The organism is Variovorax paradoxus (assembly GCF_022009635.1).
Lineage (GTDB): Bacteria > Pseudomonadota > Gammaproteobacteria > Burkholderiales > Burkholderiaceae_C > Variovorax.
On record NZ_CP091716.1, the window covers coordinates 7,781,863 to 7,801,796 of the forward strand.

Annotated in this window: 18 protein-coding genes; 13 read left to right on the forward strand and 5 right to left on the reverse strand. The window is 68.7% G+C overall.

Translation table 11 applies throughout. From position 1 onward, the window contains the following. Positions 1 to 26 precede the first annotated feature (26 nt). Positions 27 to 2,486, forward strand: a complete 2,460-nt coding sequence (locus tag L3V85_RS36315) for a TonB-dependent siderophore receptor (protein WP_237677371.1) — start codon at positions 27 to 29, stop codon at positions 2,484 to 2,486. Positions 2,487 to 2,504: 18 nt separating this feature from the next. Next, a complete protein-coding gene (locus tag L3V85_RS36320) occupies positions 2,505 to 3,746 on the forward strand; it encodes a PepSY-associated TM helix domain-containing protein (RefSeq protein ID WP_237677372.1) in 1,242 nt (413 codons plus the stop codon). Here the strand turns inward: L3V85_RS36320 and L3V85_RS36325 are convergent. Next, complete coding sequence (locus tag L3V85_RS36325) at positions 3,740 to 4,270, reverse strand: TetR family transcriptional regulator (RefSeq protein ID WP_237677373.1); 531 nt, start codon at positions 4,268 to 4,270, stop codon at positions 3,740 to 3,742. The two genes, L3V85_RS36320 and L3V85_RS36325, sit on opposite strands and share 7 nt — an antisense overlap. A 116-nt stretch (positions 4,271 to 4,386) precedes the next feature. Here L3V85_RS36325 and L3V85_RS36330 point away from each other — a divergent pair, with 116 nt between their 5' ends. Next, positions 4,387 to 5,280 (forward strand): SDR family oxidoreductase, encoded by an 894-nt coding sequence (locus tag L3V85_RS36330; RefSeq protein WP_237677374.1) that lies wholly within the window; start codon positions 4,387 to 4,389, stop codon positions 5,278 to 5,280. 29 nt (positions 5,281 to 5,309) lie between these two features. Here the strand turns inward: L3V85_RS36330 and L3V85_RS36335 are convergent, their stop codons facing one another. Then, entirely contained in the window at positions 5,310 to 6,764 is a 1,455-nt protein-coding gene (locus tag L3V85_RS36335) for an FAD-dependent oxidoreductase (protein WP_237677375.1), read from the reverse strand. Positions 6,765 to 6,837: 73 nt separating this feature from the next. Further along, entirely contained in the window at positions 6,838 to 7,845 is a 1,008-nt protein-coding gene (locus tag L3V85_RS36340) for a Bug family tripartite tricarboxylate transporter substrate binding protein (protein ID WP_237677376.1), read from the reverse strand. Between the two features lie 112 nt (positions 7,846 to 7,957). On the opposite strand from L3V85_RS36340, the gene L3V85_RS36345 reads away from it, so the two are divergent. After that, positions 7,958 to 8,848 (forward strand): LysR substrate-binding domain-containing protein, encoded by an 891-nt coding sequence (locus tag L3V85_RS36345; protein ID WP_237677377.1) that lies wholly within the window; start codon positions 7,958 to 7,960, stop codon positions 8,846 to 8,848. 33 nt (positions 8,849 to 8,881) lie between these two features. On the opposite strand, the gene L3V85_RS36350 is transcribed toward L3V85_RS36345, so the two are convergent. Continuing rightward, positions 8,882 to 9,784 (reverse strand): LysR family transcriptional regulator, encoded by a 903-nt coding sequence (locus L3V85_RS36350; RefSeq protein WP_237677378.1) that lies wholly within the window; start codon positions 9,782 to 9,784, stop codon positions 8,882 to 8,884. A 115-nt stretch (positions 9,785 to 9,899) separates the two neighbouring features. On the opposite strand from L3V85_RS36350, the gene L3V85_RS36355 reads away from it, so the two are divergent. The 3 genes from L3V85_RS36355 to L3V85_RS36365 are packed head-to-tail and all read left to right on the forward strand — an operon-like array spanning position 9,900 to position 13,457. Further along, a complete protein-coding gene (locus L3V85_RS36355) occupies positions 9,900 to 10,805 on the forward strand; it encodes a shikimate dehydrogenase family protein (RefSeq protein ID WP_237677379.1) in 906 nt (301 codons plus the stop codon). After that, positions 10,802 to 11,785, forward strand: a complete 984-nt coding sequence (locus L3V85_RS36360; protein ID WP_237677380.1) for a tripartite tricarboxylate transporter substrate binding protein — start codon at positions 10,802 to 10,804, stop codon at positions 11,783 to 11,785. The genes L3V85_RS36355 and L3V85_RS36360 overlap by 4 nt, the downstream gene beginning before the upstream one ends. Positions 11,786 to 11,795: 10 nt before the next feature. Continuing rightward, positions 11,796 to 13,457, forward strand: coding sequence for an FAD-dependent oxidoreductase (locus L3V85_RS36365; RefSeq protein WP_237677381.1), 1,662 nt, complete (start codon positions 11,796 to 11,798; stop codon positions 13,455 to 13,457). A 3-nt stretch (positions 13,458 to 13,460) separates the two neighbouring features. Here the strand turns inward: L3V85_RS36365 and L3V85_RS36370 are convergent, their stop codons facing one another. Continuing rightward, positions 13,461 to 14,153, reverse strand: a complete 693-nt coding sequence (locus L3V85_RS36370; protein WP_237677382.1) for an SGNH/GDSL hydrolase family protein — start codon at positions 14,151 to 14,153, stop codon at positions 13,461 to 13,463. A 256-nt stretch (positions 14,154 to 14,409) separates the two neighbouring features. On the opposite strand from L3V85_RS36370, the gene L3V85_RS36375 reads away from it, so the two are divergent. From L3V85_RS36375 to L3V85_RS36400, 6 genes are read left to right on the forward strand one after another with little or no spacing between them, the layout of a single operon-like run. Next, entirely contained in the window at positions 14,410 to 15,255 is an 846-nt protein-coding gene (locus L3V85_RS36375) for an STAS domain-containing protein (RefSeq protein WP_237677383.1), read from the forward strand. A 10-nt stretch (positions 15,256 to 15,265) separates the two neighbouring features. Further along, the gene (locus L3V85_RS36380; protein WP_237677384.1) at positions 15,266 to 15,640 is read left to right on the forward strand and encodes an STAS domain-containing protein; all 375 of its coding nucleotides are present in this window, start codon (positions 15,266 to 15,268) and stop codon (positions 15,638 to 15,640) included. After that, entirely contained in the window at positions 15,630 to 16,034 is a 405-nt protein-coding gene (locus tag L3V85_RS36385) for an anti-sigma regulatory factor (protein WP_237677385.1), read from the forward strand. The genes L3V85_RS36380 and L3V85_RS36385 overlap by 11 nt, the downstream gene beginning before the upstream one ends. After that, positions 16,025 to 17,059 (forward strand): ATP-binding SpoIIE family protein phosphatase, encoded by a 1,035-nt coding sequence (locus tag L3V85_RS36390; protein ID WP_237677386.1) that lies wholly within the window; start codon positions 16,025 to 16,027, stop codon positions 17,057 to 17,059. Before L3V85_RS36385 ends, L3V85_RS36390 begins: the two co-directional genes overlap by 10 nt. A gap of 3 nt (positions 17,060 to 17,062) precedes the next feature. After that, positions 17,063 to 17,941 (forward strand): sensor histidine kinase, encoded by an 879-nt coding sequence (locus tag L3V85_RS36395; protein ID WP_237677387.1) that lies wholly within the window; start codon positions 17,063 to 17,065, stop codon positions 17,939 to 17,941. A gap of 2 nt (positions 17,942 to 17,943) precedes the next feature. Beyond that, positions 17,944 to 19,932 carry a hybrid sensor histidine kinase/response regulator gene (locus L3V85_RS36400; protein WP_237677388.1) on the forward strand — a complete coding sequence of 663 codons (1,989 nt, stop codon included), beginning with the start codon at positions 17,944 to 17,946 and terminating at the stop codon, positions 19,930 to 19,932. Positions 19,933 to 19,934: the final 2 nt, after the last annotated feature.

The following is a 19,934-nucleotide window of genomic DNA, read 5'->3' on the forward strand; positions in this document are numbered from 1 at the left end:
ATTTTCTTCTCTTGGAGTACGCGTTCATGCCCCGCCCTTTTCTGCAGCCCGCGCCCCTGGCGCTCTCGCTGGCCCTGGCTTTTGGTGCCGCCAGCGGGCTGCCTTCGATCGCTCATGCGCAAACGGCCAATCCGGCTGTGCTGCAACTGCATCTGGCAGCCCAGCCGCTGGGCCAGGCGCTCAATGAACTGGCGCGCCAGTCGCATCTGGAGCTGATGGTGCAGCCTGCGCTGGTGGCGGGCAAGACAGCCCCCGCGCTGCAGGGCGCATTCACGTTGCAGCAGGCCATCGATCGCCTGCTGACCGGCACCGGCCTGGTCGCGGTGCGGGATGCCAACATGCTCGTCATCAAGAGCGCGCCCGCCGGCACGGCCACCTTGTCGGAAGTGCTCGTGACGGCCTCCAACCGCGAGACACCCTGGGGTCCCGTGTACGGCTACGCCGCGCGGCGCGCCATGTCGGCCAGCAAGGACGACGCGGCCCTGAACGAGACGCCACAGTCGATCTCGGTGGTCACCCGCGACCAGATGGACGACCAGGGCGCACAGACCGTGACCGACGCGCTGCGCTATGTGGCCGGCGTCAACACATCGGCCTATGGCGAGGACCCGCGCTACGACTGGATCACAGTGCGAGGTTTCAACCAGTCGGTATTCGGCATGTACCGCGACGGCCTGCGGGCCTCCGGCAGCAAGATCGGCATGCGCATCGACCCCTATGGCCTCGAGCGCATCGAAGTGCTCAAGGGCCCGACCTCCGTGCTGTACGGCCAGAACGCGCCCGGCGGACTGATCAACAGCGTGACCAAGCGCCCCACGAGCGAGCCCGTGCACGAGGTCTCGCTGGGCCTGGGCTCGCATGAGCGCAAGCAGATGCAGTTCGACCTGGGCGGCCCCGTGGCCGGCAGCGACACGCTGTCATACCGCCTGACGGGCAACGTGCGGGAAAGCAATACGCAGATGCAATACGCGCCGGACGACCACGTCTACATCGCACCGGCCATCACCTGGAAGCCGGACGCCAGCACCTCGCTCACGGTGCTGATGAACTATCAGAAAGACCGCACCGCCTGGGGCCTGTGGTATCCGCGCGCCGGCACGCTCAACCCCAGCCCCTGGGGCCAGATCAAGCCCGGCTTCTACCCCGGCGAACCGAACTTCAATCAGTTCAAGCGCGAGCAATACTCGGTGTCCAGTCTCTTCGAGCGCAAGTTCGACAACGGCGTCGTGTTCCGCCAGAGCCTGCGTGCCGAGCACATGGACTACGACGCGGCGTATGTGCGCGGCCGGGGCCTGATCAACACCAAGGGCCAGGTCGACGACAACGGCTACCTGCTGTTCCGCGACGCCAACCGGGGCCGCCTGAATTCCGACGTGTATGCGGTGGACAACCAGCTGGCCTGGAACTGGCAAGCCGGCGGCGTGGAGCACCACCTGCTCGCCGGCCTCGACAGCAGCCTGACCCGGTACACCGACCGCCAACTCTCCGGGAGCGCGCCGGTGCTCGACATCCGCAATCCGCAGTACGGACAGCCGATCAAGGAGCCCACCGACCCCTGGTCGCGCGATGTGACAGCGCGCCAGACCGGCGTGTACCTGCAGGACCGGATCGACCTGGGCGAGCGCTGGGTCGTGCGCGGCGGCATCCGCCACGACTGGGCCCGCACCGACACCATCGACCCGCTGGGCACCCTGGCACTGCGCCAGAGGAATGGCGCCACCACCTTGCAGGCCGGAGCCCTGTACAAGGCAGGCAACGGCTGGACCCCATTCGCGAACTACGCCGAGTCCTTCCAGCCCACGGCGCAAGCCAGCAAGTCGGGCGCGCCCTTCGAACCCACGAAGGGCAAGAGCGTGGAGGCCGGCGTGCGCTACCAGCCGGACGACAGCCGAAGCATGTTCACCGCCTCGGTCTACAACATCCGCCAGAGCAATGTGCTGACGCAGGACCCGACCGACAGCCGCTACTCGGTGCAGACCGGTGAAGTGCGTTCCCGCGGGCTGGAGCTGGAAGGCGTGTGGGAGGCCACGCGCCAGCTGACCGTGATGGCCAGCTACACCTACATGGATGCCAGGGTGACCCGCAGCAACATCCTCGGTGAAGTCGGCACGCGGCCGCGCGACTCCTGGGGCACCACCTCGCCCAGCCAGATGGCGTCGATCTGGGCTTACTACCGCTTCGGCGACGGCGCCCTGCGCGGCGTGACCATCGGCGGTGGCGCCCGCTACATGGGCAGCACGACCGACTACGGCGCATCGCCGTCGGCGCCGGACAACGCCTATTCCTTCCAGGCCAAGACACCGGCCTACACCGTGTACGACCTGGCCCTGGGCTACGAGCCCGATGCGCATTGGCGCTTCCAGCTCAAGATCAACAACCTGTTCAACAAGCTCTATGTCGCCAACCCCTGCGGTGGCTCGCCCTTGAGCGCCTGCTACTACGGTCCGGTGCGCAGCGTGCTGCTCAGCGGCACCTATCGCTGGTAAGCGACCATGCGGGCCTGGATGACACGGCTGCACCGCTGGGCGGGGCTTTTCATGGCCGCGTTTCTGTTCGTGGCCGGGCTCACCGGCGCGGTGATCTCGTGGGACCACGAGATCGACGAATGGCTGAACCCTCGGTTGTTCGACGCGCCCGCACCTTCGCCCGAGGCACGCAAGCGCACCGCGCTGGAACTGATCGAAGGCCTGGAAGCGGCCGACCCGCGCCTGCGCGTGGCATTTGCGCCGCTGGAAGTGGAAGACGGCCACGCACTGGGCGTGTCGGTGGTGCCACGGATCGACCCCGCCACCGGCAAGCCCCACGAACTGGGCTTCAATCAAGTCACCCTCGACCCCTACACCGGGCAGGTGCAGGGCACGCGCCTGTGGGGAGCGATCTCGCTGTCGCGCGAGAACCTGATGCCGTTCCTGTACAAGCTGCACTACAGCATGCACATACCCAACGTGGGCGCGCTGGAACTGGGCACCTGGTTCATGGGCATGGTCTCCATCGTCTGGGTGCTCGACTGCATCGTGGCGCTCTATATCTCGCTGCCGGGTGCGCGCGCCTGGCGCCGGTCGTGGCGCAAGTCCTTCGGTTTCCGGTTGCGCCAGGGCGGCCACAAGCGCACCTTCGACCTGCACCGCGCCGGCGGGCTGTGGGTATGGGGTCTGCTGCTGATCGTCGCCATCACTTCGGTCAGCATGAACCTGCGCCGCGAAGTGGTGCGGCCTCTGGTCGAACGCCTGTCGACCCTGACGCCCGACGTCTTTGCCTTGCGCGCGCCAGTACCCATGGCCCGGTTTGTCGAACCAGGCATTCGCCGTGAAGAAGCACTGTCCCTCGCCCGGCAAGAAGCGGATCGTCGAGGCTGGCAAACCCCTGCAGGGGCTGTTTTCTACAGCGCACCCTACAGGCTGTATGGCGTGAACTTCTTCGAGCCGGGCGAAGACCATGCGAGCTGGGGGCTGGGCAATCCGTGGGTTTACCTGGACGCGCAGACCGGCGCGTACCTCGGCGACCGTGTGCCGGGCACCGGCACGATGGGCGACTTGTTCCTGCAGGCCCAGCTTCCACTGCACACCGGGCGCATTGCCGGTACGACGGGCCGGATACTGATGACCGCACTGGGTCTCGTGGTCGCCATGCTCAGCGTGACCGGCGTGATGATATGGGCCCGCAAGCGGCGTGCGGCGCTGCGGGCTGGCCACAGCGGCGGCGCATCGCAAGGCGCCCTGGCGATGCGACCGCCCAGGCCTTATTGAGCGGTCGAAAGCGTCTTCAGCCGCGTCAGCAATGCGCCGACGATGTCGCCCCAGCGGCGTCGCTCGGCCGCACCGACCCACTGCGCGAACGCCACGCGGAAAACCGCGATCCCCGATTCCGCAAGGAGGCTCGCATCCGGTTCCCCGAATCCCCTTGCGCGCAGGGCCTCGGCCAGCGCCGCGGACAGCCTTGCCAGCTTGATCAGCTCCCGCTCGTGCAGCTCGCCGTTGGCCGCGATCACCGAGGCGCGCAGGCGGGCGAAGTCGCGACGATCCTCATCGAAGAAATCGGCGGGCGCCTGCAAGGCGAAAGCGATGGCATCCATGGCCGTTGCATCCATTGGCGCACTGTGCAGCGCAGCCACCATCGACTCTTGCAACACCGTCGATCCGCTGAAGAGCACCTCGCGCTTGTCGGCGAAATAGCGAAAAAACGTTCTTGAAGTGAGGCCCGCGCGCTCGGCGATGGCGGCGACGGTCGTCTGCTCATAGCCGATCTCCGCGAACAGCTCCATGGCCGCCATGCGAAGGCGGCCTTCCCCATCAGGCTCCCAGCGACCCATTGCACCCTCGCAGTGTTGACACAGAGTGACATCATAGGCCTACAATGATGTCACTCAATGACATCAAAGGAGCGCATATGCGAATTCTCGTCACCGGGGCCTCGGGCTGGATCGGCTCGGCCAGCGTCGTCGAACTCATCTCCGCCGGGCACCACGTACTCGGCCTCGCCCGCAACGAAGAGGCCGAGGCCAAGATCCGAAGACTCGGCGCCGAAGTCGTGCCGGGCTCGCTCGACGACCTGGCCAGCCTGCGCGCCGCAGCCGCGCGCGCCGACGGCGTCGTGCATCTCGGCTACAAGCACGACTTCTCGCAGATGGCCGATGCGGCGCGCACCGACCGCGCAGCCATCGACGCCTTCGCCGACGTTCTTCAAGGCACCGGCGGCCCGTTGCTGATCGCCTCAGGCACCCTCGGCCTGGCGCCCGGGCGGGTGGGCACCGAAAGCGACATGCCGAATCCGGCGGTGCATCCGCGTGTCGGCAATGCGGCGCATGCGCTCGGCCTGGCCGAGCGCGGGATCCGCTCGCTCGTCGTGCGCTTCGCCCCGACGGTGCATGGCGCAGGGGGCGACCACGGCTTCGTCGCGACGCTGGCGAAGATCGCCCGCGCGAAAGGCGTCTCGGCCTACCTCGGCGAGGGCCGCAACCGCTGGTCCGCGGTCAACCGGCTGGATGCGGCCAGGCTCGTGCGGCTCGCCATCGACAAGGCGCAGCCCGGCAGCGTGCTGCATGCGGTTGCCGAGGAGGCCATCGCCGCGCGCGACATTGCATCAGCGCTCGGCCAAGCACTGGAGCTGCCGGTGGCGTCGATCCCCGTCGATCGCGCGGCCGAACATTTCGACTGGATCGGCATGTTCTTCGGCGCCGACGCTCCTGCGTCCAACGCCAGGACGCGCGAGCTGCTGGGCTGGGAGCCAACCCACGCCACGCTGCTGGAAGACATCGCGGCCGGTCACTATCCGGGCAGCTGAAGTCGCCGGCCGGCGGCTAAGCACACCGCTTACAAGGCGGTGGCGGAGGCTTGCGCCACCCGGTTCGTGACCTGCCGCAAAGGCACACCCTGTGCCATCAGCAGCGCCTGCAGCCGTTTCACGTCCACATCGCGCGGCAGCACGCCCGAGTCCGCTGCCAGCGCCGCCGCCGTGCCCGCAGCCTGGCCGGTGAGCCAGCATTGCGGGATCTCGCGCATGAAGCCGTGCGAGTTCGTATCGCACGAGATGTGCTTGCCCGCGGCGAGCACGCCGTCGAGCTTTTCCGGCACCAGCGCGCCATAGGGTACGGAGATGTTCGGGAACTTCGGCGACGGGCTCGGGCTGATGCCGATCTCGTCGGGCTCCACCGCGCCCTCGTCCCACGCGCCGCGCCGCACGCTCTTCACGCCCACCAGGCGCCGGCCGTGGCGCGTGCCGATCTGCGGCGCCATCAGCATGACCCAGGCGTTCTCGAAGCCCGGCGCATGCGCGCGGTAGAACGCAAGGTGTTCGGCCATGCTCTTTCGCGACTCCCACTCGACCTGCGTCATCTCGTCGACATCGAGGGCGCTGAAGCCGGACTTGCGTGGCCCCAGAAAGGTGGCCACGTCGTCACGCCAGGAGACGATGGGTTTCTCGAAGCTGCCCAGCGTCTCGCGTCCTCGTGCGAGCAATGCCGAGTAGGCCTGGGGTTCGTGCGCGCGGAAGTCGAGCCAGCGCCGCATGTCCACCCCCGCGAACAGCCACGAGGTGTTGATGCAGTGGTGGATATCGTGCGCGTCGATGTCCGACGCGTACGCCGCGCCGGCCGCCGCATAGAGGTCCCCTTCGCCCGTGGTGTCGACCACCACGTTCGCGAGGATGGCGCGGCGCCCTTGCTTGCTCTCGAACACGGCCCCCTTGACGCGGCCTTCCTCGGCGATGGGGGCGACCATCCAGCCGTGCAGGATCAGGTCGACGCCGGCCTCGCGCACCATCTGGTGATACACGCCCTTGAGCATCTCCGGATCGATGGTGGGCGAATGCGTGACCACACCATGGAAGGCCGCGGTGCGCAGCGACCAGTAGTCGGCCTTGGCGCTGTCTCGCGAGCCCCAGTCTTCCCGGCGGGGGCCGGCAACGGCAGGCTGCGCCGACCGGCCCAGCCGGTCCATGATCTCGGCCGCCAGGCCGTGGATGACGTGCCCGCCCGACCAGTCGGTCATGCGGTCGATCCAGATCACCAGGCCGCCGGTCGACAGGCCGCCCAGATGGTTGTAGCGCTCCAGCAGCACCACGCGCGCGCCGCCACGCGCCGCGGCGACGGCCGCCGCCACGCCGGAAGGACCCGCGCCGAGCACCAGCACGTCGCAGCGCTCGTGCACAGGCGTCTCGCGCGCGGGCTCGGTGACATGGCCTTGCGGCTGGCGCTGCCTGCGCTGGCTGTCGCGTGCATTGACGTCGGAACGGAAGAAATGGCGTTCTGCGGGCGTGAGGGTTCCCATGGTGGAGCTTTCGAAGAAGAGATGACTACGGATGCGCCGTTGGCCGATGCCGCGGGCGCGGTGCTGCTGCCGGCTACTCGCCGCGGGCGCCGGTGCGCCGGATCACGTCGCCCCACATCGCCGTGTCTTGGGCGATCCTGCGGGCCAGCGCCTCGGGCGCGGTGCCCAGCGCCTGCCAGCCCTGATCGAACAGGCGCTGGCGAACTTCGGGCGCCTTCAGGATCCGGCCGATCTCGTCCGACAGCCGCTGCGCCAGCGGCGCCGGCATGGCGGCGGGAGCGACGATCGCGTTCCACGAGGCGACGTCGAAGGCCTGCGCCTTGCCAAGCGCCGACTGGATCGTCGGAAGGTCCGCGAAGGCCGCGAACGGCGTGGCGCTGCTCACGCCATACAGGCGCAGCCGGCCGCTCCTGGCCTGCGGCGCGGCGACCGAAGGGATCATGAGCGACAGGTCGATCTGCTTGCCCATCAGCGCCGTCAGCACCTGAGGAAAGCCCGGAAAAGGCACGTGCACGGCCTGGATGCCGGTCAGCGTCTTCAGCAACTCCATGGCCAGGTGCGAACCCGAGCCGGGCCCGACCGAAACGTAGCTCAGGCGGTCTCCCTTGTCCCTGGCGTAGGCCAGCAGCCCGCGCAGGTCCGCGGCGGGCATGTCCATGCTGCCGGCCAGCACGAAGGGGCTGCTGGCCACCAGCGAGATGGGACGCAGATCGCGCGCCGCGTCATAGGGGGTCGCGGGATTGAGCGCCTTGGCGGTGGTCAGCGGGCCGTTGCCGGTGAGGCCGATGGTGTGGCCGTCCGCGGCCCTCGCGACGGCATTGAGGCCGATGGTGCCGGCGGCGCCGACCTTGTTCTCGACGATGACCGGCTGCCCGAGCGCCTGCGCGAGCGGGTCGGCCAGGGTGCGGGCCAGCGCGTCCGGCGAGGAGCCGGGCGGAAAGCCGACGATCAGGCGCACCGCCTTCTGCGGCCAGGGGGCGGCCGCACGGGCCGGAATCGCGAGCGCCGGGGCGATCGCGGCGGCGAGCACGCCCTGCAGCAGGCGCCGCCGGCGCGGAAGGGGAACCCACGGGTCTTGCATGTCTTGTCTCCGGTTGCTGTCTCGTGAAGCGATTCTTGGCCCACAATTCAGCTCGGAACGTGATGATTTCTTATCCCTTTCATCACACTTCCTGATGACAAGAAAGGCGCCCATGCCCGCGAGAAACGCCCGTCCCGTCAATGCCGCGCCACGCAGCCACACGGTCGACATCGACCTGCTGCGCGTGTTCGACACGGTGGTTCGCATCGGCAGCTTCACCACCGCCGCCAAGGCGCTGTCGCGCACGCAGTCGGCTGTCAGCATGCAGCTGCGCCGACTCGAGGAGCAGCTGGGCGTGCAGCTGGTGGCACGCGGCACCCGCCAGCTCGCGCCCACGCCGGAAGGCATGCAGCTGTTGCCGCTGGCGCGCCAGATGCTGGGATTGAACGACCAGTTGTTCCAGGACGTCGACACGCAGGAAGTGTCCGGCAGCATTCGCATCGGCTCCATCGAGTACTACGCGACCCGCGTGCTGCCGGTGCTCATCGCGGAATTCTGCCGCCAGCACCCGCGCATCCACGTGGAGCTGCATCACGGCGTGTCCGCGGTGATGCATGCAGAACTCGGCTCACGCTACGACATGGTGATCGGCGTGGGGGCGGTGGGTTCGGGCGAAGGGCTGCGGCTGACGAAATCGCGCATCGTCTGGGCATCGAATGCCGGATCGGCCACGCACCTGCAGCGCCCCCTGCCCCTGGCGCTCAACCCCGAAGGGGCGATGCTGCGCGACTGGGCCACGCGCGCGCTGGACCGCGCGGGCATTCCCTGGCGCATCGCCTACACGAGCACCAGCGTGACGGGCCTCGAAGCGGCCGTGCGCGCGGGCATTGCCGTGGGCGTGTTTCGCGAGGCGACGATTTCGAAGCGGCTGAAGATCCTCGGCGCCAGGGAAGGCATGCCGTCGCTGCCCGACTCCGAGGTCTGGCTCTCCTCGGTGCCGCTGCCGGGACGCAAGGCCGTGGAATTGCTCGAAGCCTTCCTCATCCAGAAGCTGCGCAAGTGAGCCCGGCAAAACATCCGGGCGCGAGCCGCCGGTTCAGCCCAACGCGGCCGCCTGCAGCGCCCCGAGTTCCTCCTGTGCCAGCGCGAGGAATCTCAGCCCCAGCTGCGACAGCGGCCGGTTGACATTGCTGGCGCTGTAGATCGGAAACTGCGGCGCCCCCGGCACCTCGACAAAAACCAGCCCTTCCGGCCGATGGGCGCGCGCCGACAGGTCGTCGACGAAAGCGATGCCCGCGCCCGCGGCGGCCATCGCGCAAGCGGCATAGCCCGAGCGCACCTCCACGCCGACCTGCCGCGCGATGCCGTGCTGCTCCAGCCACTGGTCGATCAACCGGGTCTGCGGCGCCTCGGGACTGTAGACAACGAGCCGCTGACGCAGCGCGGCGGCCAGGTCGAAGGGCTGGCGCGCCGCGAGCGGGTGCGCCTCGGGCAAAGCGCACAGCAGCGTCCAGCGACCGATCTCGCGCACATCGAGCGCGGGGTGGTCGAGCGCCGCGCTGGTGATGGCCACATCGGCCTCCTCCGCCACCAGCAGCTTGACGATCTCGCGCGTGGGCAGCGTTTCGAAGAACACCTTCGACTGCGCAAAGCGCTCCAGCAGGCGCGCCGCGGCACCGGGCACCAGCCGCAGCCCGGTGTTGGCGCTGGCCAGCACGCGCAGCGTGGCGTGGTTGCCGAAGCGCAGGTGGGCGGCCACATCCTGCAAATGATGCACGCCGAGGTAGACCTTCTCGACCTCGGCATGCAGCGTATGCGCTTCCGGCGTCGCAACGAGGCGGCCGTTGCGTCGCTCGAACAGCGCGACGCCGAGCTGCAGCTCGAAATGCCTCAGCAACCGGCTGATGCCGGGCTGCGACACATGCAGCAGACGCGCGGCGTTGGTGGTGGAACCCGTGGTCATGACGGCCCGGAAGACCTCGATCTGGCGCAGATTCATGGCCCGAGGCTACAACAATGGTGTCGGGGATAACCCTAGGGAATAACTCGATGTTATCGAGACGCGCCGCATTGGTATTGGATGGATCGCGGCTGCATTCGTAGCATCCCCGGCCATGCAAGCACCCCAGTCCATCCCCGATATCTCCGACATGGCGCCGCCCGTGAGCGGCCGCACCCTGCTCTTTCCGGTCGTCGGCAATCCCGTGGCCCAGGTGAAGGCGCCCCTGGCTTTCAACGCCCTGTTCCGCCGCGCAGGCATCGATGCGCTCGTGGTGCCGCTGGAGCTGCAGCCCGCCTCCGTGCTGGACACCTGCCGCGGCCTCCTGGACTCCGGCAGCATCGGCGGCCTGCTGGTCACGGTGCCCTACAAGAAGACCTTGTTCGAGCTGGTCGCGCAGCCGGGTGAGCCGGCGCGCCTGGTCGGCGCGGTGAATGCGATTCGCCGCAGCGCGGAAGGCGCCATTGCCGGCGACCTGTTCGACGGCATCGGTTTTGTCGCGGGCCTGCGCGCCGCCGGCCATGAACCCGCCGGACGCAAAGTGCTGCTGGTGGGCGCGGGCGGCGCCGGCTCGGCCGTCGCGGCGGCGCTGCTGTCGGCCGGCGTCGCATGGCTGGGCCTGTTCGACGTTCACACCGCCCAGGCCGAGGCACTCGCCGCTCATCTGCAATCGCGTTTCTCCGGCAGCACGGTGGTGTCGCTGCGCACGCTCTCTGAGGTCGACTGCGATATCGCAGTGAACGCCACGCCGCTGGGCATGAAGCCCGGCGACCCGCTGCCGCTGGATCCCGCCGCGCTTCCCGCGGGCACGCTGGTGGTCGACGTGATCATGCAACCCGCCGAGACGCCGCTGCTGCGCCACGCGGCGCAGCGCGGCCTGCCCGTGCACCCCGGTCGGCCGATGCTCGATCACCAGCTGCCGGCCTACCTCGACTTCTTCGGCCTGCCGCAGGCCGCGCAACTGGCGCGCCACGTTGCACCCCCATGCCGATTCCAGCTCTTGACGCAGACCTTTCCATGAAAAAAATCGCTCGCCACCTTCTTCTCGGACTTGCCGCCGGCGCAGCTTTGCTGGCCACCGCCGGCACCGCCCATGCGCAGGCCTATCCCGCCAAGGCCACCACGCTGGTGGTCGGCTTCGCGCCCGGCGGCTCGGGAGACATCCTGGCCCGGCTCGTCGCGCAGAAGCTCGCGACCTCGCTCGCGCACCCCGTCATCGTGGACAACCGCCCCGGTGCCGGGGGCACCATTGCCAACAGCTTCGTGGCCGGCGCGCCCGCCGACGGCTACACGCTGCTGTTCGTGACCAGCGGCTTCCCGGGCAGCACCGCGCTGTACCCGAAGCTGAGCTACGACACGGTCAAGAGCTTCGCGCCGGTCGCCAAGGTCGGTGCCTCCCCGGTCGTGATGGTGGCGCCCGCCAACTCGCCCTATCGCAGCCTCGCCGACGTGCTGGCGGCCGCGCGCAAGGCGCCAGGCAAGCTCAACTACGCAGCGGGCGGCGGCGGCGCGACCACCACCAGCCTGGCGGCCGAGTTCCTCAAGAGTGAAGCCAAGGTCGACATGCTGATGATTCCGTACAAGGGATCGGGCCCGGCATTGACCGCACTGATGGGCAACGAGGTCGACCTGGGCTTCGACATTCCGTCGAGCGCGCTCCCCCTGATCCGCTCGGGCAAGCTGCGCGCGCTGGCAGTGACCACCAAGGCCCGTTCGCCCGCCATGCCCGAGGTGCCGACCGTGGCCGAGACCGCGCTGCCGAACTTCGAGGTGACCGGCTGGTTCGGCATCCTCGCGCCGGCCGGCACGCCGCCCGAGGTGGTCGCGCGCCTGAACAAGGACGTCAACGCGGCCTTGGCCATGCCCGACGTCAAGGAGCGCCTGCAGGCCCTGGGCGTGGAGCCCGCGCACGGCAGCCCCGCGGAGTTTGGCCAGTTGATCCTCTCCGAGACGAAGCGCTACGGTGACGCGATCCGGCGGCTCGGCCTGAAGGCCGACTGAGGGCGCCCGCATGACGACAGGACAAGCGCACATCAGCGCCGCCATCGCGCCCGGCACCGAAATCGCGACCGACATCGTCGTGATCGGCGGTGGCCTCGGCGGCGTCTCGGCGACGCTGGCCGCGGCGCGGCAAGGCGCGCGCGTGGTGCTGGTCGAGGAACTCGACTGGCTCGGCGGCCAGCTCACCTCTCAAGGCGTGCCGCCCGACGAGCACCCGTGGATCGAGAGCCTCAGTGCCTCGCAGAGCTACGCGGCGCTGCGCCACGGCATTCGCGACTACTACCGCACGCACATGCCGCTGACCGAGGCCGCGCGCGGCAGCCTGCGCCTGAACCCGGGCCAGGGCAACGTCAGCACGCTGTGCCACGAGCCGTGGGTCGCCGTGAAGGTGATCGATGGCCTCCTGGCGCCGCACGTCGCCGCCGGCCGCGTGACGGTGCTGCGGCAGCACCGCCTGATGGATGTGCAGGCCGACGGCGACCGGTTGCGCGCGGTGCGCGTTCGCGACCTGCCGAACGACCGGGAGCGCGTGCTGCAGGCGCCGATGTTCATCGACGCCACCGAGATCGGCGACGTGCTGGAGATGGCCGGCGTGGAACACGTGTTCGGTGCCGAGGCGCAAGCGCGCACCGGCGAGCCGCATGCGCTGCCTGAGGCGGACCCTTTCGACCAGCAGGCCATCACCTGGTGCCTGGCCGCCGACTACCTGCCCGGCGAGGACCACACGATCGACAAGCCCGCGGCCTACGAGCGGCTCAAGACCCTGCAGCTGGACTGCTGGCCCGGTCCGCAGTTCAGCTGGACACTCAGCGACTTCGTGACGCACCAGCCGCGCGAGCGACCGCTGTTCGTGGGCCCCACCGATGCCGAGTCGCTCTATGACCTGTGGCATGCGCGGCGCATCGCGTGGCGCCTGAACTTCGAAGCCGGCGCCTATGCAAGCGACATCACGCTGGCCAACTGGCCGCAGATGGACTACTGGGAAAAGCCTGTCGTCGGCGTTGCGCCTGCGGCCCAGGCCGAAGCACTGGAGGAGGCCCGGCAGTTCAGCCTGGCATTCTTCTACTGGATGCAGACCGATGCGCCGCGCCACGACGGCGGCTGTGGCTACCGCGGCCTGCGCCTGCGTGGCGACGTGCTGGGCACCCGCGACGGACTGGCCAAGCAGGCCTACTACCGCGAGGGACGCCGCATCGAGGCGGAGTTCACGGTGTGCGAGCAGCACATCGGTGTCGCCGCGCGGCCCGGCAAGGACGGCGCGCAAGCTTTCTTCGACAGCGTGGGCATCGGCGCCTACCGCATCGACCTGCACCCGAGCACGCGCGGACGCAACACGGTGGACATCGACTCCTTCCCGTTCCAGATTCCGCTGGGCGCCCTGCTGCCGGTGCGCGTGGACAACCTGCTGCCGGCCTGCAAGAACCTGGGCACCACACGCGTCACCAACGGTGCCTATCGCGAGCATGCGACCGAGTGGAGCATCGGCGAGGCCTGCGGCAGCCTCGCCGCGTTCGCCCTGGCGCGCAGGCAGCCGCCGCGCGCGGTGCGCGCGCAGCAGGCATTGCTGCGCGAGTTCCAGGCCACGCTGGAACGCCAGGGCGTGCTGCTCGCATGGCCGAGCTTCGGCGCGCTGACACCCACGCGGCGCGTGGGCTACGTGCATGCGGGGTGAAGGTCACACACACTCGGGCGCGACGGCGTCCAGCACCCTCACCAGGTGCTCGACGAGCCGGCCCGAGTAAGCCTGGGCGGGGTGGAGGATGTCCGCCATCTCCGTGGGCTGCACCGGCACGCTACCCCAGTCGGCAAAGGGCACCGCCAGTTCCCTGGCCACGCGCCGCACGACCGCGTCGCCCTGCGCGCGAACCTGCGCCCCGGTCAGCGTGCGCGACAGGCCGGTCAGCACCACGTGGCGGCCCTCCGCCCTCGCACTGGCGACCATGGTGCGCAGGGACGGATCCAGGGGCAGCCCCTGCATCGCGTCATTGAGCCCGTGCTCGATGACCACGATGCGGCCGGAGCGCTCTTCGCTGGCGAAGGAAGCCGAACGGGCGCTCGCCGTCTCGCCGTTCACCGAGCGGTCGACGACCCGGTAGCGCGGACGCAGGCGCCGCAGCGCCGCCGCCGGCGGCTCCCTGAGCCGCTGGTCGCCCAGGTAGCCGCCGTGAAGGATCGAGTCGCCATACAGCTCGACGCTGCACACGGGCTCGGGCTTTGCGGCGGCCTGGACGCGAACGAGGTCCTCCGACGGCGCGACATGGGACGGCGAACAGCCGGCCGCAAGCGCTGCGCCCAGAACTGCGGCGGTGATGATGATGATCTTGCGCCGTCTCGCGCGGCGGGTCGGGATACAGGCGGAATGAGGCACCTGCCGACACTAGGGAGCAATTGAGGGGAAATTGTGGAGATGACCCCGGCCACGAAAGTCGCGCATAGCACAGCCGTAGGAGCCAGCCTACGTCAAAAGACGCAACTTGGCGGTTCTGCCAACGCGCTTTTGCGGGGTCCCAAAGGTAGGATCGTCCGCGGTGAGACTTCGCGCCGGCACCTGTGCGGCGCATGCGTCATGGCGGAGCAGCCACGCGTTTCACCAGGAAGACTCCAAAACACCCGAAGAGGAACTCATGAGCCAAGAATTCGAAACGCTGCTCGCCGCCGTGCGGGAGGAAGAAAAAGACATCGTCGAGAGCTGGCTGAGCGAAGCCCGAGTGACCGACACCGGTGCGCGGCGCACGGCCCAGACCGAGGCACTCGACATCCTGCGCCACCTGCGCGAAGCGCTGGAAGCCGGCGGCGATCCCTCCCGTTTCGAGACCGCGGCATGGGCGCCGATGCGCGAGTTGCTGGGCAATCTGTCGAAGACGCGCGCGGCCAAGGGCCAGTCGGCGGCCGACACCAGCCTGTTCGTGCTCGCACTCAAGAAACCGCTCTTCGCCTCGCTGCAGCGCCGCCTTGCCGACGACCCGCAAGCGATGGCCGCCTCGCTGTGGACGCTCTCCACCACCGTCGACAAGCTCGCGCAACACACGGTGGGCACCTACCAGCTGGCGCGCGAGGAAATCATCCGTCGGCAGCAGGAAGAATTGCTGGAGCTCTCCACCCCCGTCATCAAGCTGTGGCACGGCGTGCTGGCGGTGCCGATGATCGGCGTGCTCGACAGCAGCCGCACGCAGATGGTCATGGAGGCCTTGCTGCAGAAGATCGTGGACACCGGCTCCGAGCTCGCCATCATCGACATCACCGGCGTGCCCACGGTCGACACCCTGGTGGCGCAGCATCTGCTGAAGACCGTCACGGCCATCCGGCTCATGGGCGCGGACTGCATCATCAGCGGCGTGCGCCCGCAGATCGCGCAGACCATCGTGCACCTGGGCATCGACCTGCAGGGCGTGCGCACCAAGGCCACGCTGGCCGATGCACTGGCGCTCGCGCTGCAGCAGACCGGCTGGCGCGTATCGCGCGACAAGTGAGCGGCAGGCCATGGACAGAATTCCAATTCTCCGGATGGGCGACACGCTGCTGGTCACCATCCAGGTCGACATGCAGGACCAGACCGCCCTGACGCTGCAGGACGACCTGTCCAACCAGATCGCAAGAACCGGCGCCTCGGGCGTCATGATCGACATCTCGGCGCTCGAGATCGTCGATTCCTTCGTCGGCCGCATGCTCACCAGCATCTCGGGCATCGCACGCATCCTGTCGGCCACGACCGTCGTCGTCGGCATGCAGCCGGCGGTGGCGATCACGCTGGTCGAACTCGGGCTGTCGCTCGAAGGCGTGAGGACCGCGCTCAATGTCGAGCGCGGCATGGAACTCCTGCAGCGTTCCCGCCAGGAGAACGTCCTTGGCCGTTGAACCATCAGGCACATTGCCCCTGCTCACCGAGCAGAACATCGTCGCGAGCCGGCAAATGGTGCGCGCCCTGTGCCAGGACCTGAAGCTCTCGCTGGTCGACCAGACCAAGATGATCACGGCCGCCAGCGAACTCTCGCGCAACACGCTGATCCACGGCGGCGGCGGCCGCATGCGATGGGAGTTCGTGGAGCGCAACGGGCGGCGCGGCCTGATGCTGCATTTCGAGGACGAAGGCCCGGGCATCGCGGATCTGGCCCTCGCCCTCACCGACGGCTGGACCAGCGGCAGCGGCATGGGCCTGGGCCTGCCGGGCAGCAAGCGGCTCGTGAACGACTTCGACATCGTGTCGGCGTCGGGACAGGGCACCCGCGTGAGCATCACCAAGTGGAAGTAGTCACCGGCTGGACCCACAAGGCCTTTCCCATGAGCGACGCCAGCCGTGTGGGCGAGGCGCGGCGCCATGCCGCGCTCGCGGTGGCGGACATGGGGTGGAGCGAGGTCGAAACAGGCCGCCTGGCGCTCGTGGTGACGGAGCTGGGCACCAACCTGCACCGGCATGCGAGGAACGGGCGGCTGCTGATCGCGGCCCACCGGCAAGCAGGCGAAGCCGGCGAGGTCGAGATCATCTCGATCGATGAAGGACCCGGCATCGCGGACCTCGCGCTCGCGATGCAGGACGGCCATTCGTCGGGCAGCACGCCGGGCACCGGCCTGGGCGCGGTGCGCCGCCTTGCCAGCGAATTCGACATCCACTCCAGCATGCCGGACGGCACGGTGAGCGTGGCGCGCGTGCGCCCCGCCGCAAGCTCTGCCGCGGGGGTCGCAAGGCGCGGCGCCGCCCTGCAGATCGGCGCCATCTGCCTGCCCGCGCCGCACGAAACCGTCTGCGGCGACGGATGGGCGGCGGCAATCCACGGCGAGCAGGCCACGCTGCTGGTCGCCGACGGGCTGGGTCATGGCCCCGAGGCCGCCAAGGCCTCGCGGGCCGCCATCGCGGCCTTCGCCACCTCTTTCGAGGCCGATCTGCGCGAGACGGTGCAGAAGGTGCACCGCGACCTGCAGACCACCCGGGGCGCGGCCGTATGCGCGCTGCGCATCGACACCGACAGCGCCACCGTCAGCTACACCGGCGCCGGCAACATCGCGGGCCGGGTGCTGTCGGGCGTGTTCGACAAATCGCTCATCACCCAGCATGGCACCGCCGGCATGCAGATCCGCAAGCCGGAGACCGCCTCGCTGGCGCTGCCGGCGCATGCGCTGGTGATCCTGCACAGCGACGGCATCGAGACACGCTGGAGCGTCGAGCGCATCCGTCCCCTGCTGCAAAAGGATCCGAAGCTGGTGGCGGCGGTTCTTTTGCGCGACCATACACGTCATCGCGACGACGCCACCGTCGTGGTGATCCGCCAAAAGGAATAACCGATGAACAGCACCGGCCTGGCCGACTGTGACGACTCGCAAGCAGCGCTGGCAGCCAGCCGCCGCGAAGTCGATGAGTTGCGCGCGGAACTCGAGGAGACCAACCGCGGCGTGGTGGCGCTGTACGCCGAGCTCGATGCGCAGGCCGAGCAGCTCAAGAAAGCGACCGAGCTCAAGAGCCGCTTCCTGGCCTACATGAGCCACGAGTTCCGCACGCCGATCAGCGCGATCCGCAGCATTGCGCGCCTGCTCAGCGACCGCGTGGACGGGCCGCTGACGCAGGAACAGGAAAAGCAGGTCGGCTTCATCGACGGCACCGCAACCGAACTGGCCGAGATGGTCGACGACCTGCTCGACCTGGCCAAGATCGAAGCGGGCCGTGTCGATATTTCACCGGCGTGGTTCGAGATGGTCGATCTCTTCTCCGCGCTGCGCGGCATGTTCCGCCCGGTGCTGCACAACCCCGCCACCGCCTTGATCTTCGAGGAGCCCGAAGGGCTGCCCAAGCTCTACACCGATGACCGCAAGCTGTCGCAGATCCTGCGCAACTTCATCTCGAACGCGCTCAAGTTCACGCCGCAGGGCGAGGTCCGCGTGACGGCCATGCGCGTGGGCGAAGACTCCCTGAAGTTCTCGGTCTCGGACACCGGCATCGGTATTGCGCCCGAACACCACGCCGCGGTGTTCGACGATTTCTCGCAGGTCGACTCCCCCGTGCAGAAACGCCTGCGCGGCACCGGCCTGGGCCTGTCGCTCAGCCGCCAGCTCGCGGTGCTGCTGGGCGGCCATGTCGAAGTGGCGAGCGAGCTGGGCAAGGGCTCGGTGTTTTCGGTGACCGTGCCGGTGCAGCTGCCCCGCCAGGAAGCCGCGCCGCGGGAATAGCCATGCCGCCCGAACCACTGATCAACACCACGATCGACCGTTCGCGCCACACGGTGCTGGTGGTCGACGACAACCCGACGACGCGCTATGCGACCGCGCGAACGATCCGTGCGGCGGGCTTCCAGACCCGCGAGGCAGGCACCGGCGGCGAGGCGCTGGCACTTGCCTCGCAGCACATCTCCGCCGTGGTGCTCGACGTGCACCTGCCGGATTTCACCGGCTTCGAGGTGTGCCACGAGCTGCGGATAAAGCCCTCGACCGCCACGCTGCCCGTGGTGCACCTGTCCGCGACCTTCGTGCGCAACGAGGACAAGGTGGCCGGCCTCAATGCGGGTGCCGACGCCTATCTGGTGCACCCGGTCGAGCCACCGGTCCTCATCGCCACGCTGCAGGCCCTGATCCGCGCCCGCATGGCGGAAGAAAAGCAGCGCAACAGCGAAGCGCGCTTTCGCGCCATCTACGACCATGCACCCACCGGCATCGCGCTGATCGACGCCCAGGGGTGCTTTGCCGACGTGAATCCGGCCCTGGTGGCCATGCTCGGACAGTCGCGCGAGGTCCTGGTCGGCCAGCCGGTCAGCGCCTTCGCGCCCGACGAGTGGACCGCTTTCGTGAAGACCCACACGCAAGGCGTGCAGCCCCCCTCGGCACCATGGACAGGCGAATTCCCGCTGCTGCGGCTCGACGGCTCATGGATACGGCTCGAATGGACCATGTCGGGCCACATCGAGCCCGGCCTGCGCGTGGGCATCGCGCTCGACGTGTCGGAACGCTTCGAGCTGGAGGCGCGCCGGCGCGAAGTGCTGGAGCGCGAACAGGCGGCCCGCGTCGCCGCCGAGCGGCTGAGCCGGACCAAGGACGATTTCGTGGCCGTGCTTTCGCACGAGCTGCGCAACCCGCTCAATGTGATCGGCGGATGGGTGCATGTGCTCAAGGCGGGCGGTCGCACGCCCGAGCAGATGGAAAAAGGGCTCACCGCCATCGACCGCAGCGTGAAGGCGCAGACGCGGCTCATCGCCGACATCCTGGATGTGTCGCGCATCAGTTCGGGAAAGCTGCGCCTTCACCGCGAATGGGCCGAGCCGCGCAGCCTGGTGAGCGCTGCGATCGAGGCGCTGATGGCGCCGGTGGCCGCCAAGCGGCTGAACATCCTGTTCGACCGGCAGGAGGCCGATCCGCCGGCATGGCTCGATGCCACGCGGTTCCAGCAGATCGTCTGGAACCTCCTGTCGAATGCCATCAAGTTCTCCGACGAGGGCGGACGCATCCTGATCCAGCTGCAGCGGCAAGACCACATGCTGCACCTGTCGGTGCAGGACTTCGGGCGCGGCATTCGTGCGGACTTCCTGCATCACCTGTTCGACCGCTTCTCCCAGAGCGACTCCCCCGACAACCGGTTGCACGGCGGGCTCGGGCTGGGCCTGTCGATCGTCAAGAACCTCGCGGAGCTGCATGGCGGCAGCGTGTCGGCCCACAGCGAGGGCGAGGGCCTGGGTGCGACGCTGCGCGTGACGCTCGGGGTCATTCCCTCGGACGACACGCCGCTGCTGCTTGTCGACGCGCTGGACTCTCGCGCCGGCGGCGCCGCGGCAGTCACCGACCGCACGCTTCACGGCCTCGACGTGCTGCTGGTAGAGGACAACGCGGACGCGAGCGAGATCATCACCGTGGTGCTGGCGGACGCCGGCGCCACCGTCCGCCTGGCCCTCGATGTCGAAGGCGCGCTGCAATTGTTCGATCAGAAATGGCCCGATGTCCTGATCAGCGACATCGGCCTGCCGGGCCGCGACGGCTACGACCTGATCCGCGAAGTACGGCAGCGCGAGCGCACGCTCGGCAAGCCCAGGCTCTTCTCGATTGCCCACACAGCCTTCACCCGTCCGCAAGATCTTGCGAAGACCACGGAGGCGGGATTCGACGCGCACCTTGGCAAGCCGCTGCAGCCGCATGCCCTGGTCGCACTGGTCGCGGGCCATGCCGCGCCAGGCTGACG